Origin of the sequence: Dactylosporangium sp. McL0621, from assembly GCF_049995355.1 — a bacterium.
GTDB lineage: Bacteria > Actinomycetota > Actinomycetes > Mycobacteriales > Micromonosporaceae > Dactylosporangium.
On sequence record NZ_CP188259.1, the window covers coordinates 2843150 to 2857321 of the forward strand.

Consider the following 14172-nt stretch of genomic DNA (forward strand, 5'->3'; position numbering starts at 1 on the left):
TCGGCGGCCCGGAGTCTCCTGACTGCCGGATCGCCGCCGCCCCCCGACCTTCCAGCCGTTGCCGGCCGTGGTCCGAGCTGAGGGGCGACTCCCCGGTCACAGTGGCGGGACCGTCCCGGACTCGCACCGGGTTCCTCCGCAGACCGCTCGCCCGCCATCGTGTCCCACCGGCAACCGGCGCGTCAACGTGGCGCGGTGTGACCCTCACGATCCGGGTCCGCCGGCCGATGGGACGGGCATGCGGCGCGCGTTGGACTCGGCCGCCCAGATCGTACTGTGCGTGCTCCTCGCGGCGGTCGCCCTGATCGCCGCCACGCCGCTGCGGCTGCCGCCGCGGGCCCCGGAGAGCTCGGTCGCGCCGCCGGGCACCCGGGCGATGTGGCTGTGGCGGGCCGAGGAGCCGGGGCCGGTCGTGGACTGGGCCGCGGCCAACGGGGTGCGGGCCCTGGTCGCCCTGGCCGCCCTGGTCCTCACGCCGGGGGGTCGCCGCGTGCGGCAGGTCCCCGGACGGCGGCACCAACCAGGAGCGGACCTCACGCAGGCCCAGGTCGACGAGTTCCGGCAGCGCGTGGTCGGCGACCCCGGCTTCGCCGACCGGCTGACCCGGCGCATCCAGGCGACCTGCGGCACGGCGCGGTCGGCGGGCGTACGAGAGCCCCGCGACACGAGGGGGAGGGTGTCGCGGGGCCGGCTCATATATATGGATATCGAGAGCTGTCTCGAGTTAGGCGGTGCGAGGACCCGGAACCGGGCCCCTTCAAGTGGTGCTGAAGCAAGGATGCGGGACGGCACTTGGCGTGGACTTGGCACGCACTTGCGCCGATGTGTCACCCAGGCGACAGGCCGCTACACCAGGGATTCCAGCAGGAGCCGCTCGGCCGCGGCCGCGCGGACCTCGGGCGTCTCGATCGGGTCGTCGCGCAGGTAGGCCAGGCGGCGCTCGAGTTTCTCGTCGAGCGGGACGCGGCGCACCGCGATGAGCCGGACGCCGGCCTCGCAGTCCCACAGGCCCTCGGTCAGGGCGCCCGCGCACGCGTCCGGCTCCAGCTCCAGGCGGGCCCGCAGGTAGGCGGCGCGCTCGTACGAGTGCGGGCTGAACCACAGCGAGCGGATGCGCGGCAGGGCCTGGCGGGCGGCGTCGCCGCCGACGCGGGCGAGGCCGTCGGCGAGGCGGTCGTAGCCGCACAGGTCGTCGTCGCGCCGGTCGAGCCAGTCGAGGCCGGCCAGCAGGGCGGGGCCGTCGGACTCGTCGCCCCGGTCGGCCAGGACGCACAGGGCGCTCCAGTACCGCGCCGAGGACGGGTCGGCCGCGGCGTGCCGGGCGGTCTTCAGCGAGTCGACGGACGGCTCCACGAGGCACCCGGTCTCGTCGGCGGCGCTGAGCAGCTCGCCGAGGCCGGTCAGCGGCTCGGGGCCGTGCGCCACGGCGGCGTGGATGCGCTCGTCCCGCGCGGCCCAGTCGCCCCAGGGGGCGGCGGCCGGCAGGTGCAGGGGGCGCCCGGCGCTGGCGAGGCGGTCGGCGGCGACCGGCAGCAGGTCGTCCCACCAGTTCGCGGGCCACGCGGCGGCGACGGTGCCGAGGGCCTCGCGCCAGTAGGGGCCGATCTGGATGTACCGTCGCAGGCTCTCGACCATCCCGTCGGACCCGGCGCGGCCCAGCGCCTCGGCGACCCGCAGGACGTGCGTGAACTCCCCGGTCTCGTCGTCGGCGGCGAAGAGCCGGGCGACGATCGGGCCGGTCGGCAGCTCCAGGTCGCGGACCAGGCGGGCGAGGTAGACGCCGCGGTCGTCGAGGGGCAGCCAGCGATGGTCGCGGCGGATGCAGGCGTACACGAGCTCCGGCGCGGCCGGGTCCCGTCTGGCCCGCACCGCGCCCCGGCCCAGTCCGCGCTGCAGCGCGCCGGCCCGGGTCCGGGTGGGCAGGTAGTGCCAGTCGTCGTCGAGGCTCATGGCGTCCCAGTCTGCGACGATTCCGGCCGGACCGCCGCCGATTTCCGGTCCCGAAAATGCTTGACAAACGACAGAACGGCACGTTGTGGCCGGTCAGTGGGGTGGCGACGGGCGGCGTGAGCCCGAACACGACGCGGCGCCGGTCGGCGAGTCTGCCGACCGGCGCCGTGAGCGCCGTCACACCACCCCGAGAGGGGCCGATCACGCGCTGGCGTCGTTGATCTCGTTGTCGCTCGTCAGGCCCGAGCCGAGGAAGTTCTCGAAGCGGGACGTGATGCTCTCCAGGCCGGAGATCACCGAGGCCGAGCCGAAGCCCGCCTCGCCGAACCCGGACTCGCCCGCACCCGCCTCGCCGAAGCCGGCGTCGGTGCCGTCGGCCGCGCCGAAGCCCGCGTCGCCGGTGCTCTCCTGGCCGTAGGCCATCAGCCGGTGGTCGTCCTCGACCTCGGTGTGCTCGTAGTGCGTGTACTCGGTGACCTCGTAGTGGTTGCCCGCGGCGTCCGTGTACTCGATGTGCTTGAGGTGCTCGAACTCCTCGTGCTCGAAGCTGTGGTGATCCTGCTCGAGGATGCCGTACTGCGACTGGTGGTCCAGCTCGGCGCCCTGGCTCTGGTGGACCGCCTCCAGGGAGCCGTGCTCCTGGCCCGCGTCGATCTCGCCGTACTCGCTCATGGGGGTGGTTCCTCTCGGGTGCGTCTCAAAGGGGGGTGCGCTCACGTGCTGCATTCAAGGTACGGCCACCCGCCATGCCCCAAATCCCGGAAACGTGCCACCCGGCGTCGGCCCAACGGCCTCAATACGCGATCACGGGCGCCCCGGCGTGGCTCACCTGCACCAGGTGCGTCACGCACTCCTCCAGGCCCTCGATGCGGTGCAGCAGGAAGCCGGACGGCTCGGCGACGAACCCGACCGGGCGCCCCTCCCGCAGGCCGAGGTCCACCTGACGGTACATGCTGGGCGCCACGCTGAGGATCGTCCCGGCGAACCCGGCGGTCACGACCCGGTGCAGGTGCCCGGCCAGCACCCGCACGACGTGCGGATGGCGGCGCAGCACGGTGGCGAACTCGGGCCCGTCGACCAGCCGGATGGCGTCCATGCCCGGGATGCCGACCCGCATCGGCGGGTGGTGCAGGCAGACGAACGCGGGCACCCCGTCGAGCCGGCCGAGGGTCTCGTCGAGCCACTCGAGCTGCTCGGGGCCGAGGATGCCGGCGTCGCCGAGCTCGGGGCGCAGGGAGTCGAGCACGACGACGGTGAAGCCGGGGTACTCGACGGCGTACGTGGTGCGCTCCAGCCCGAACGCGGCCTGCAGCGCGGCCCGGCCGTCGTGGTTGCCGGGCACGAGGTGGACCGGGACCGGGTAGCGCTCGAGGAGCTCCTTGAGCACCGCGTACTCGTCGGCCCGGCCGTGGTCGGCGAGGTCGCCGGTGACGACGACGCAGTCGGGGCGCGGCTCCAGCGCCAGCACGCGGGTCAGGGCCTGGTACAGGCCGCGGGCCGGGTCGGCGGCGAGGGGCCCGGTGGTGATGTGCGGATCGCTGAGGTGCGCGACGAACGGCATGCGCGCCATTCTGCGCCCAGACACAGGCGGGCGGGGAGGCTCCAGGGGGTAGAGCCGTCCCCGCCCGTGCTTTTGTGGGGGTTTACCGGGGTGCGCCCACCGGCTCCTCCGTCGCCGGCTTCTGCGCCGACAGGTCCAGCGTGCTGCGCAGCATCGCCGGCTTCATGAACACCGCCGCGAGCACGCCCACGACGGCGATGGCCGCGGAGATGAGGAAGATGTGCCCGGTGGCGTCGCCGTACGCCGCCCGCACGATGTGCTGGAACGCGGGCGGCAGGGCGCCGAGGTTCAGGTTGCTCGTCTCGCCGCCGGCCGGGGCCTGCACGCCCGCCGCGGCGAGCGAGTGGGTGATGTTGTCGCTGACCCGGCGGGCCAGGACGGCACCGAGGACCGACACGCCGATCGTGCCGCCGAGCGAGCGGAAGAACGCCACCGTCGAGCTCGCGGCGCCGATGTCCTTCAGCGGTACCGTGTTCTGCACCGCCAGCACCAGGTTCTGCATCGACATGCCGACCCCGACGCCGACCAGCAGCATGCCGAAGCCCACGAAGACCAGCGAGGTCTGGTGGTCGATGGTCGCCAGCGCGGCGAAGCCGGCGACGAGGACCACGGTGCCGGCGATGATGTACGGCTTGATCTTCCCGGTGCGGGTGATGAGCTGCCCGACCACGATCGAGGAGACCAGCACGCCGGCCATGAGCGGGATGGTGAGCAGCCCGGCCTCGGTCGGGGTGTAGCCGCGGCCGATCTGGAAGTACTGACCCAGGAAGACGGCGCCCCCGAACATCGCCATGCCGACCGCGAGGCTCGCGAGGATCGACAGGGCCGTGGTGCGCTGCTTGACGATGCTCAGCGGCACGACCGGCTCGGCCGCGCGGGACTCGACCCACACCGCGAGCGCGAGCAGCACCACGCCGGCGCCGACCATCGCCCCGGTCTGCCAGGACATCCACGCGAACGAGCTGTCGACGAACGACACCCAGATCAGCAGGGTGCTGACGCCGGCCGCGATGAGCGTGGCCCCCAGGTAGTCGATCTTCAGGTTGTCGCGCTTGACGGTGACCAGGTGCAGGGTCTTCTGCAGCACGACGAGGGCCAGGATCGCCACCGGCACGCCGACGAAGAAGCACCAGCGCCAGCCGAGCCAGGAGGTGTCGACGATGACGCCGCCGAGCAGCGGGCCGCCGACGGTCGCCACGGCCATGACGCCGCCGAGGTAGCCGTTGTACCGGCCGCGCTCGCGGGGCGGGATCATCGCGGCGATGACCACCTGGACGAGCGCCTGCAGGCCGCCGACGCCGATGCCCTGGAAGGCGCGGGCGGCGATGAGCTCGCTGGTGTTCTGGGCCATCCCGCTGATGATCGAGCCGACCACGTAGATCACGATCGAGATCTGGACGAGGACCTTCTTGCTGTACAGGTCGGCGAGCTTGCCCCAGATCGGGGTGGTCGCGGTGGCCGCCAGCAGGGTGGCGGTGACGACCCAGGTGTACTGCGTCTGCGTGCCGTTGAGCGCGCCGATGATCTTCGGCAGCGCGGTCGAGACGATCGTGGAGCTGACCATCGCGACGAACAGCGCGAGCAGCAGGCCGCTGAGCGCCTCCAGCACTTGCCGATGGGTCATCGGCTCCTCGGTGTGCGTCTGACTCATCGTGTTGCCTCCAGGGTCTTGCTTGCCGGGTGGTTCTCGCTCTTGCTCGCGGGCTGGTTCTCGCTGTTGCTCGCGGCGTGGTTCTGGCTCTTGCTCGCGGCGTGGTTCTGGCTCTTGCTCGCGGCGTGGTTCTCGGTCTTGCTCGCGGGGTGGTTCTCGGTCTTGCTCGCGGGGTGGTTCTCGGTCTTGCTCGCGGGGTGGCTCTCGCTCAGCGACGTGGCGAATCGGCGCAGCAGGCCGGCGAAGAGCTCGGCGTCGGCGGGGCTCCAGTCGCGCAGGGCGGCGGCGAGCAGGGCGGCGTACCGGTCGTCGGCCCGCCGGAGGGCGTCGCGGCCCTCGCCGGTGAGCTCCAGGAAGCTCGCCCGGCCGTCGCGGGGGTCCGCGACGCGGCGCACGAGGCCGTCCTGGACGAACGCGCTGACCGCCCGGCTGGTGGTCGACTGGTCGAGCGCGCACGCGGCGGCCAGCTCCTTGAGGTGGCAGCCGCCCTCGAGCCGCTCGATCGCGCCGAGCACGCCCGCGACTCCGGGGGCGAGCGCGCCGGGCTCCGAGGAGTGCTGCTGCTTGAGGAGCCGCACGACCTTCATGAGGTCGCGCAGCCCGTCCCGCAGCGCGTCGACTTGCTCCACTGGACCCTCCCGGATTACTTGCCTGATACAAGCATCCAAAAAACTTGCCCAATGCGCAAGTTTGCCCAATGAGAAGTAGGTAACATCGGGGCCGTGGGACCAGGCCTGCGTGAGCGCAAGAAGGTCGCCACCCGGCAGGCTCTGCACGAGGCCGCGGTGGCCCTGTCGATCCGGCACGGCCTGGACAAGGTCACCGTCGAGGCGATCGCGGACGCGGCCGAGGTGTCCCGCCGGACGTTCTCGAACTACTTCGCCGGCAAGGAGGAGGCGCTGCTGTACGGCGACCGGCAGCGCGTGCGCCGCCTCGTCGACGCCGTGGCCGAGCGCCCGCCGGCGGAGCCGCCGTGGGCCGCCCTGACCGCGGCCGCCCTGCACTTCGAGCGCGACCTCGGCGCCCGCGACCCCGGCTGGGTGAGCCAGTTCCGCCTGGTGCGCCGGCACCCGGCCCTGGCCGCGTACCAGGTCTCGGCCTACGCCTCGATGGAGGACGAGCTGACCGCCCAGCTCGCGCGGCGCTGCCCGCTGGAGCCGATGCGCGCGCGCCTGATGGCGGCGGCGTTCCTGGTCGCCATGCGCGTCGCGGTGCACGAGTGGCTGGACCGCCCGAAGGGCACCGAGCTCGCCGACGTGATGCGTGAGTCGCTCAACGACCTGGCCCCGGCGTTCGCCCCGCAGTAGCCGCCGGATCGGCTCACCTCGCGGCGTTCGCGGCCGACGACAGCGCCACGGTCGCCCGCCTGGGCGGCGACGAGTTCGCGGTCCTGCTGCCGCACGCGGCCCAGCCCCAGGCCGAGGCCGCGGCGCGGGCCGTGCGCGCCTCGTTCGGTGGGGAGCTCGAGCTCAGCTGCGGCCCGGTGCGGGGCAGCGGCACGGTGGGCATCGCGGTCGCCGCGCCGGGGGAGACCCCGGACCAGGTCCTGGAGAAGGCCGACGCGGCGAGAGCCTTCGCAGCCTCCCGTCCGTCTGAGCGCGGCTACTCGTTACTCGTGCTCCGCGAACAGCGGCCAGCCGTCGATGCTGGCGGCGTTCTTCACCCGGCGGTACTCGGCCAGATCCGCATCGGTACGCCGCTCGTGCGCGCGGATGAGCAGATCGCGGTCGCCCTCGTACGCCATGAGCGGCACCGCGAACCCGCACGAGTCGCTGACCCGCTCCACCGCGACGTCGATGACCGCCCGCACGGCGTGCGTGTCCGGCGGCTCCGGGAAAACGCGCAACAGCCCGGCGTACTCCGGCGAGGTGACCGGCACCGCACGGCCCCGGCCGTGGAGGCGCACGATGTTCGGCGGCCCCTGGAACGCGCAGAACATCAGCGTGATCCGGCCGTTCTCCTCCAGGTGGGCCATCGTCTCCGCGCCGCTGCCGTGATAGTCGAGGTACGCCACCCGGTGCTCGCCGAGCACCACGAACGTGCCGGCCATGCCCTTGGGCGAGAGGTTGACGTGCCCGCCGGGCCCGCTGGGCGCGGTGGCCACGAAGAACACGGGCTGCGCCGCGAGGAACGCCTGCAGCCGCCCGTCGATCCGCTCGTGCACCTTCATGGCTCGATCCTGCGCCTCGGCCGCGGCGTATTCGATCCCTTCCCACGTGACGCCCCCCACGTCGGGCCATTGCGCGCCGGTCGCGAGCATCATCGGGTCACGGTTCGGCCGGTCCTGACCCGACCGTGCGCTGCCACCGGTTGACCGCGGTGGCGGCTGGCATGTTGGATCATGGAGCGGAGCCCGCGTGCGGTGCCGAAGGAACGGGGAATCCTGGCATGGGTCTTTTCAGCTGGCGCGTCAAGGACGCGGGATCGCCCCGCACCATCGACCCGGCCGCGTACGGGTACGTGCCGGCCGCGCAGCTGCGGGCCGACCGGGCCGGGCCCGCACCGGACTTCGACGTCGTCGACCCGCTCGTCGCGACCGGGAACTGGCCGCACCTCGCGGGCTTCCTCGCCACCATTCCGATGACGTCCGAGCGCCGGTTCGCGGTACTGTCGCGGCTCGGCAACGCCGCCGCCGGCAACGACGGCTGGCTGCGCCAGTGGCTCGCGGCGGACCCGGGCAGCGTCAACGCGCTGACCGTGTACGCGGAGTCTCTGGTCGCGGCGGCATGGGACATCCGCACGAGCGACCGCGCGCAGAACGTCAGCCGGGAGCAGTGGACGGGCTTCTTCCGCGTGCTGCGCGACGTGCCCGACGTGTGCCGGCGGGCCATCGACATCGACCCGGCCGATCCGGCGCCCTGGATCGCGCTGCAGACCGGCGCGCTCGGACTGCAGTGGTCCAACGACGAGTACCGGGCGCTGTGGAGCGAGATCTCCGCGCGGGCGCCGCACTCCTTCACCGCCACCCACCGCGCCTGGAACTACTGGCGCCCGCGCTGGTTCGGCTCGCTGGAACTCATGGAGAACTTCCTCGAGACCGCCATCGCCGCCGCGCCGGTGGGCTCGCTGCTGACCATGACCCGGATCCAGATGCTCGAGGAGGAGTTCCGGCCGGACGGGGACGAGGCGCGCCAGGCCTTCTACGCCGGCGAACGGGTCAACCGCGCACTGAGCGCGGGCATCCACGACGCGGCGGCCGGCGATCCGGGGCACGTCAAGCTGCCGTACCTGCGTCACTGGCTCGCCTACGGACTCTCCCGGGCGGGACGCAACCGCGAGTCCATGAACCAGTTCTTTGCCATCGGCGGGTACTGCGGGGCCGATCCCTGGAGCTGGTACTCCGACCCGGCCGACAAGTTCACCGGCACCCGGGCCGATGTGACGCTGCGGTGGGAGGACGCCGGGCGCCCCTGAGCGGTGGCGCCCGCTCAGGGTGAGCCGAGCGCGCGGTAGTACAGCAGCGGGCCCCCCTCGCCCTCGGCCGCTCCGTCGTGGAACAGGTACGCGGTGACCAGGAGCGCCGGCTCGCCCGACGGCGTGTCGAGCAGGGTCACGGCGGGGTTCGCGATCGCCGCGCTGCCGCCGTGCGTGCGGACGGGGAGCGGCCAGGCCGTGCGCTCGGCGGCGTCGTAGAGGTACGTCCGCCACGTCTGCCAGCGGCTCCGTTCGCCCTGCCCCTCCACGAGCAGGTACTCCCGGCCCTTCCAGCCGAACATGTCCCGCCCGCCGATGTTGCCGTGCACGCCCCACCACTCGAGGGCCTGGTCGATCTGCGGCTCGCGTCGCGCCGACCAGTCGGCGAACCCGGTCAGTACGCCCCGGGCCTGCCGGTCGACCTTGCCCTGCCGGAAGTAGTGGAAGCCGACGTCGATGTGCGACCGATCGGCGGACACCGCATAGATGTTCGGGGTACCCTCGGCGTACTTCCGCCGGGGGACCAGCGTGTGCGGAGCGTCGAACGTCCGCGATGCCTTGCCCGCCAGCAGATCGGCCCGGCTCGCGAAGTCCAGCAGGCGCAGCCACGGCGGCGTGCCGGCCCCGCCCGCCTCGACCGCGACCAGGAAACCGCCGTCGGGCAAGGCGGTCACGTACGGCTGGGAGGCGAAACCGTCCAGCCGTGCCCGCCACGTCCACGCTGCGAGGTCCGATGAGGTCGCGACGTGTACCTCGTAGATCCCCTGACCGACACCGCAGTGGTACACGGCCAGGTAGCCCCCGGCCGGGTCGGCGATGACCTTCAGCGTGTCCATCGTCCGCCCGCGATCATCCCGGACGCAGTAGACCGCGGTCGCCCCGGGCACATCGCACAGCAACTCGATCAGCGCAGGATCCAGCACCACGGCGGCCATGATAGATCTTTCCCATTGCGCGAGGCATCACCGACGACGAGGGGCAGTGACGCGGTGCGAACGAGTCGGCTCGAAGCGTTCAGCGATGGAGTGCTGGCCATCATCATCACGATCATGGTGCTGGAGCTGAAGCCACCGGCCGGGCACAGCTTCTCGGACCTCGTGCACTCGACCGGGATCGGCCTGCTGACGTACCTGCTCAGCTTCACCTACGTCGGCATCTACTGGAACAACCACCACCACATGTTTCACCTGGTCCAGCGCGTCAGCGGCGGGGTGCTGTGGGCGAACCTCGCCCTGCTGTTCTGCCTGTCGCTGTTCCCGTTCACCACGGGCTGGGTGGACGAATCGACGTTCGCGCAGACCCCGGTCGTGATCTACGGCGTCAACATGCTGGCCGCGGCCATCGCGTACTTCGTGCTCCAAACGGTGATCATCCGCAGGCAGGGCGCCGACTCCCCGCTCCGGCAGGCCGTCGGCGCCGACATGAAGGGCAAGATCTCTCCGGTGGTGTACCTCACCGGCATCTTCAGTGCCCTGTTGATCGACCGCGGCGGCCACATGGGCGTGGGGATCGCCCTCGCGTGCTACGTAGGGGTGGCGATCATGTGGATCGTGCCGGACCGCCGCATCGGCCGGATCGTCGAGGACTACGAAACGTCGGACTGAGGCATGCGTGTGGAGCCCCTGATCGGGGTACAAGTCAGGGCACGGGCACTCACGGTAAGGGGAACGCCATGCTGTTCAACCTGCTCCGACGCTATGCGGTCGTGGCCGTCGCGGTACCGCTGGCGGTGGCGGGCGCACGCAAGCTGAGCCAGGTCGTCGAGGCCCGCCGCGGCCCGAGCCGAGGCACGAAGCTGCTGCGCGAGGGGGCCGACTTCGTGCAGGGCCGCTTCGGCCGCCAGAAGAAGCGCCGCCGCTTCGCATTCGGCCGCTGAGCCGCCTGGTAGGCGGACCTCAGCCGGCATCGTCGCGGGGTGGTACGGCCGACGGATATCCCGCTCGGCGAGCGCCGACTCGTAGTTGCCGTTCCCGCCGCGCGCCTGCTCATCGTTCACGCGCGGCTCGGCGTCGCTCGCGGGGCCGGTAGGGTCGCGGCATGGTGACCCTGGCCCGGCTGACCGAGGTCGACCCCGCCGACCTGATCGACCTCATGAACGACCCCCGGGTCCGCCGGCACATGCCGCTCGCCGCCGGCAACTTCGGCCCCGAGGACTGCACCGCCTGGGTCGCCGCCAAGGAGGCGATGTGGCGCGAGCACGGCTACGGCCCGTGGGCGTTGCTCGTCGACGGCACCTTCGCCGGCTGGGGCGGCCTGCAGCCCGAGGGCGATGACGCCGACCTGGCCCTGGTGCTGCGCCCGGCGTTCTGGGGCCACGGGCGGGCGATCGCCGAGCGGGTCCTGGCCGAGGCGTTCGGCCCGCTCGGCCTGCACGACGTGACCGTGCTGCTGCCGCCCACGCGGGGCACCGCCGCCGCCGTGCGACGGTTCGGGTTCCGGCCCGATGGCGAGGCCGAGGTCGCGGGCCGGACGTTCCTGCGCTTCCGGCTCAGCTCGTCCGGACGCTAGGCGTCGACCGCCGTACAACTCCCAGTTTTGCAGCCATGTCTCGGCTGCGAGACCGGCCACGTCGGCGCGGTCAGCCCAGATTGTGTCATCACCGCGGACATGGCAGCACAGGATGGTGCTGCATGCGGCGGCAAGTGCCGTCGCCCGCTTGGTCGGTATCCCGTGGCAGTCCGGCCGGAGACGTGGTCGCGCCGGCGTGCGCGGGCGGCCGGACGCTCAAACGGATGCAAGCCGAAGAGCGAAGAGCCTCAAATTTTTAGGGGGAGGAAGAGCAATAATTTGAGCCGAGTTCGAGGCGTCTTACGGACGCGACTTGTTGCCGTGGTTGCGCGCCGTCGGGGTTGAAGAGCGGGCCGCGACTCGCACGGTCACGATCGGACTTGGCGCACGGATCTACTGGCGACCGCGCCCGATCACCCGGCGACCGGCCCCGTTCTGGCGCGCCTGTGCGTCGCCAGTGCGAGCCGGCGCAGATTTTGAGGGGGTGTGGGTGGAGCGAAGCTCCCCCACCGCGAGCGCAGCGAGCTAGTAGACACAGCTAAAAACTTCGCTGCCTCACCAGGGCCGCCTCTATCCGCTCCGCCGGGGCCGGTTGGCCGTAGTAGTGGCCCTGGCCGTAGCAGCAGCCCGCTCGGCGTACCAGTTCCAAGTGCTCCTGGGCCTCCAGGCCGTGGGCTATCACCGTCACGCCCAGGCGGCGGCCCAGGCCCACCACCACGTCGATGATCGGGGCGACCTGGCCCGCCGAGGCGGGCGTGGACGTGAACAAGGCGCGGTCCACCTTCAGCAGGTCGGCCGGCAGGCGGCGCAGGTGGGCCAGGGACGTCGCGCCGGTGCCGAAGCCGTCCAGGGCCGTTCGTACGCCGATGGCGCGGACCGTTGCCAGGGGCTCGGCGGCGCGTTCCAGGTCGCTGCCCAGCTCCTGCTCGGCCAGCTCGATCACGAAGTCGGCCGGTTCGATCTGGTGGCTGTCCAGGGCCAGGCTCAGCCGGCCCGGGAAGGCGGGGTCGACGAAGTCGTCGAAGGCCACGTTCACCGAGATCCACAGGCGGTACCCCTCGTGCTGCCACAGTGACAGCTGCCGGGCCGCGCGGGCCAGTACCCAGTCCTGGATCGTGGCGGTCAGGCCCAGCTCGCGGGCCACGGTCAAGGTCTCGGCCGGGGTCACGGTGCCCAGGCGCGGGTGGCGCCAGCGCAGGAGCGCCTCGACGCCGACCGGGTGGCCCTCCACCAGGTCGTAGACGGGGTGGTAGGCCAGGTCGAGCTCGCCGCGCTCGATGGCCCGGGGCAGGTGCTGCTCCAGGGTGGCCCGCCGCACGTACGTCTCCTCGGCCGCGTCGTCGTGCCACTCGACGCGGCCGCGGCCGGTGCGCTTGGCCCGGCGCAGGGCCAGGCCGGCTCGGCGCAGGGCCTCCTCGGGGGCGCCGCCGGTCGGGGCCAGGCCGATGCCGGCGGAGAGCTGCAGCGTCGCGCCCGGGACGGGGTACGGTTCGCCGAGCCCGGCCAGCAGGCGCGTCGCGAGCGTGAAGGCGTGCAGCTTGTCGACCCGGGTGAGCACCGCGAACTCGTCGCCGTTGAGGCGGGCGGCCAGGTCGCCGGGGCCGGCCGCGGACCGGATGCGCGCGGCCACCGTGACGAGCAGGGCGTCGCCGATGTCGGGGCCGTGCAGGTCGTTGACGCCGGCGAAGCCGTCCAGCCCCACGGTGAGCAGGAAGCCGGGGCCGGTCGCGAGCTCGTCCAGCAGGGCGCCGCGGTTGGCCAGGCCCGTGAGCGGGTCGCGCCGCAGGCTGCGTTCGAGCTCCAGGCGATCGCCGGCGTCGGTCAGGTGCACGACCACGCCGTTGACGGCCGGGTCGTCGCGCAGGTCGCTCAGGGTGTACTCGACGTCGCGCCACACCCCGAAGCCGTCACAGATCCGGGTCCGCCGCGGCTCCGGTGAGGAGTTCGGGGACGACTGGGGACGATCGAGCGCCGACCGTACCGCCGCCGCGTCTCCGGCGTGCACGAGCCGGACGAAGGGGCGCCCGAGGACCTCCTGCTCGGACAGGCCGAACTGGCGGGCCGCGGCCGGCGACTGCCAGCGCACCGACAGGTCCTTGTCCAGCACCAGGATCACGTCGCTGGAGCCGGCCACGATGGTGGCGAACGCGCTGCGGGTCGCCGCGAGCTCGCCGCTGAAGCGCCGGGTGGCGAGCGCCTCGGCGATCTCGCGCAGCACGACGACGAGGACGGCGGCGGCGCCGACGACCATCGCCGGGGTACCGATGCGGCCCCGGCTGACCAGGGCGTAGAGGACCGCGGCGGCCCCCGCGAGCACCGGCGCGACAAGCAGCGGGTCGCCGATCAGGGTGCCGTCGGTGACCCGGGCGGTCTTGGCGTCGCCGTACACGCACCGGCAGGCGCCGGACCAGACGAGTACCGAGCCCAGGACGAGCAGGCCCCCGGCGGCGAGCAGCCCGGCGTCGTGCCGGGCGGGCTCGGGCGGCAGCAGCGCCACGGTCGCGACGGCGAGCACGGTCAGGGCCACGCCGCCGGCCGCGGTGACCGCGGCCCCGCGCGGGAACGGCGCCCGCACGCCGCTGACCACCGCGATCGTGATGCCGATGACGGCCAGCAGGCAGGTGACGAAGACGGTGCGGCTCACGTCGCCGTGCAGCTCCAGGACGAGTACCAGCAGCGTCAGGAACTTCCACAGGGCGACGCAGACCCCGTCGAGGCCGCGGCGCAGGGCGGCGCCCGGGCCGCCCGCCACGCCGGGCAGGGCGAGCAGGCCCGCGACGAGGGCGAGCCCGGCGGCCGGGCCGGCGACCGGCACGGCGGACGGCAGCGCGGCGCACACGCCGGCCGCGGTGAGGCCCGCGGCCAGCGCGGCGACGGCGGCCACGGTGGCCCGGCCGGCGCCGAACCGGTGGGCCCCGGCCGCGAGCCCGGTGAGCCAGCCCGCGTGCAGCAGCCCGGCCGCGGCCGCGGCGACGAGCACGGCGGCGGGGACGGCGAGGCCCAGCGGCGGGCCGCCGAGCAGGACCGCGGCGGCGGCCGTGAGGGTCAGTGGCGCCGATGCCATCAGCCAACGTTCGCGGGACCGGTG

At 72.9% G+C, this 14172-nt stretch carries 14 protein-coding genes, 1 pseudogene and 1 riboswitch; of the genes and pseudogenes, 6 read left to right on the forward strand and 9 right to left on the reverse strand.

The genetic code is table 11. The annotated features are described in order from the left end of the window. Positions 1-12: 12 nt before the first annotated feature. Positions 13-136, reverse strand: a riboswitch (cobalamin riboswitch). Positions 137-204: 68 nt separating this feature from the next. The 6 genes from ACPPVO_RS13320 to ACPPVO_RS13345 form a co-directional block, all read right to left on the reverse strand. Then, the gene (locus ACPPVO_RS13320) at positions 205-474 is read right to left on the reverse strand and encodes a hypothetical protein (RefSeq protein ID WP_426511509.1); all 270 of its coding nucleotides are present in this window, start codon (positions 472-474) and stop codon (positions 205-207) included. 372 nt (positions 475-846) lie between these two features. After that, the gene (locus ACPPVO_RS13325; protein ID WP_426511510.1) at positions 847-1950 is read right to left on the reverse strand and encodes a hypothetical protein; all 1104 of its coding nucleotides are present in this window, start codon (positions 1948-1950) and stop codon (positions 847-849) included. Positions 1951-2151: 201 nt separating this feature from the next. Continuing rightward, positions 2152-2622, reverse strand: a complete 471-nt coding sequence (locus tag ACPPVO_RS13330) for a hypothetical protein (RefSeq protein ID WP_426511511.1) — start codon at positions 2620-2622, stop codon at positions 2152-2154. A gap of 121 nt (positions 2623-2743) precedes the next feature. After that, entirely contained in the window at positions 2744-3511 is a 768-nt protein-coding gene (locus ACPPVO_RS13335) for a phosphodiesterase (protein WP_426511512.1), read from the reverse strand. Positions 3512-3593: 82 nt separating this feature from the next. Continuing rightward, complete coding sequence (locus tag ACPPVO_RS13340; protein WP_426511513.1) at positions 3594-5135, reverse strand: MDR family MFS transporter; 1542 nt, start codon at positions 5133-5135, stop codon at positions 3594-3596. A gap of 23 nt (positions 5136-5158) precedes the next feature. Continuing rightward, on the reverse strand, positions 5159-5791 hold the full coding sequence (locus ACPPVO_RS13345; protein ID WP_426511514.1) for a MarR family winged helix-turn-helix transcriptional regulator: 633 nt from the start codon (positions 5789-5791) through the stop codon (positions 5159-5161). A 93-nt stretch (positions 5792-5884) separates the two neighbouring features. Here ACPPVO_RS13345 and ACPPVO_RS13350 point away from each other — a divergent pair, with 93 nt between their 5' ends. Then, positions 5885-6469, forward strand: a complete 585-nt coding sequence (locus ACPPVO_RS13350) for a TetR/AcrR family transcriptional regulator (RefSeq protein WP_426511515.1) — start codon at positions 5885-5887, stop codon at positions 6467-6469. An 86-nt stretch (positions 6470-6555) separates the two neighbouring features. Next, positions 6556-6669, forward strand: a pseudogene (locus tag ACPPVO_RS13355) (hypothetical protein); the annotation flags it as partial. A gap of 102 nt (positions 6670-6771) precedes the next feature. Here the strand turns inward: ACPPVO_RS13355 and ACPPVO_RS13360 are convergent. Beyond that, on the reverse strand, positions 6772-7332 hold the full coding sequence (locus ACPPVO_RS13360) for a pyridoxamine 5'-phosphate oxidase family protein (RefSeq protein ID WP_426514622.1): 561 nt from the start codon (positions 7330-7332) through the stop codon (positions 6772-6774). A gap of 218 nt (positions 7333-7550) precedes the next feature. On the opposite strand from ACPPVO_RS13360, the gene ACPPVO_RS13365 reads away from it, so the two are divergent. Further along, positions 7551-8576 (forward strand): hypothetical protein, encoded by a 1026-nt coding sequence (locus ACPPVO_RS13365; protein WP_426511516.1) that lies wholly within the window; start codon positions 7551-7553, stop codon positions 8574-8576. A gap of 14 nt (positions 8577-8590) precedes the next feature. On the opposite strand, the gene ACPPVO_RS13370 is transcribed toward ACPPVO_RS13365, so the two are convergent. Beyond that, positions 8591-9502 (reverse strand): hypothetical protein, encoded by a 912-nt coding sequence (locus ACPPVO_RS13370; RefSeq protein WP_426511517.1) that lies wholly within the window; start codon positions 9500-9502, stop codon positions 8591-8593. A 63-nt stretch (positions 9503-9565) separates the two neighbouring features. Between ACPPVO_RS13370 and ACPPVO_RS13375 the strand changes: the two genes are divergently transcribed. The 3 genes from ACPPVO_RS13375 (at position 9566) to ACPPVO_RS13385 (ending at position 11084) form a co-directional block, all read left to right on the forward strand. Next, positions 9566-10180: a TMEM175 family protein gene (locus ACPPVO_RS13375; protein ID WP_426511518.1), complete on the forward strand. Its 615-nt coding sequence runs from the start codon at positions 9566-9568 to the stop codon at positions 10178-10180. Positions 10181-10248: 68 nt separating this feature from the next. Then, positions 10249-10452, forward strand: a complete 204-nt coding sequence (locus tag ACPPVO_RS13380) for a hypothetical protein (RefSeq protein ID WP_426511519.1) — start codon at positions 10249-10251, stop codon at positions 10450-10452. Between the two features lie 161 nt (positions 10453-10613). Beyond that, positions 10614-11084: a GNAT family N-acetyltransferase gene (locus ACPPVO_RS13385; RefSeq protein ID WP_426511520.1), complete on the forward strand. Its 471-nt coding sequence runs from the start codon at positions 10614-10616 to the stop codon at positions 11082-11084. A 538-nt stretch (positions 11085-11622) separates the two neighbouring features. Here ACPPVO_RS13385 and ACPPVO_RS13390 read toward each other — a convergent pair. Further along, positions 11623-14148, reverse strand: coding sequence for a putative bifunctional diguanylate cyclase/phosphodiesterase (locus tag ACPPVO_RS13390; RefSeq protein ID WP_426511521.1), 2526 nt, complete (start codon positions 14146-14148; stop codon positions 11623-11625). Positions 14149-14172 lie beyond the last annotated feature (24 nt).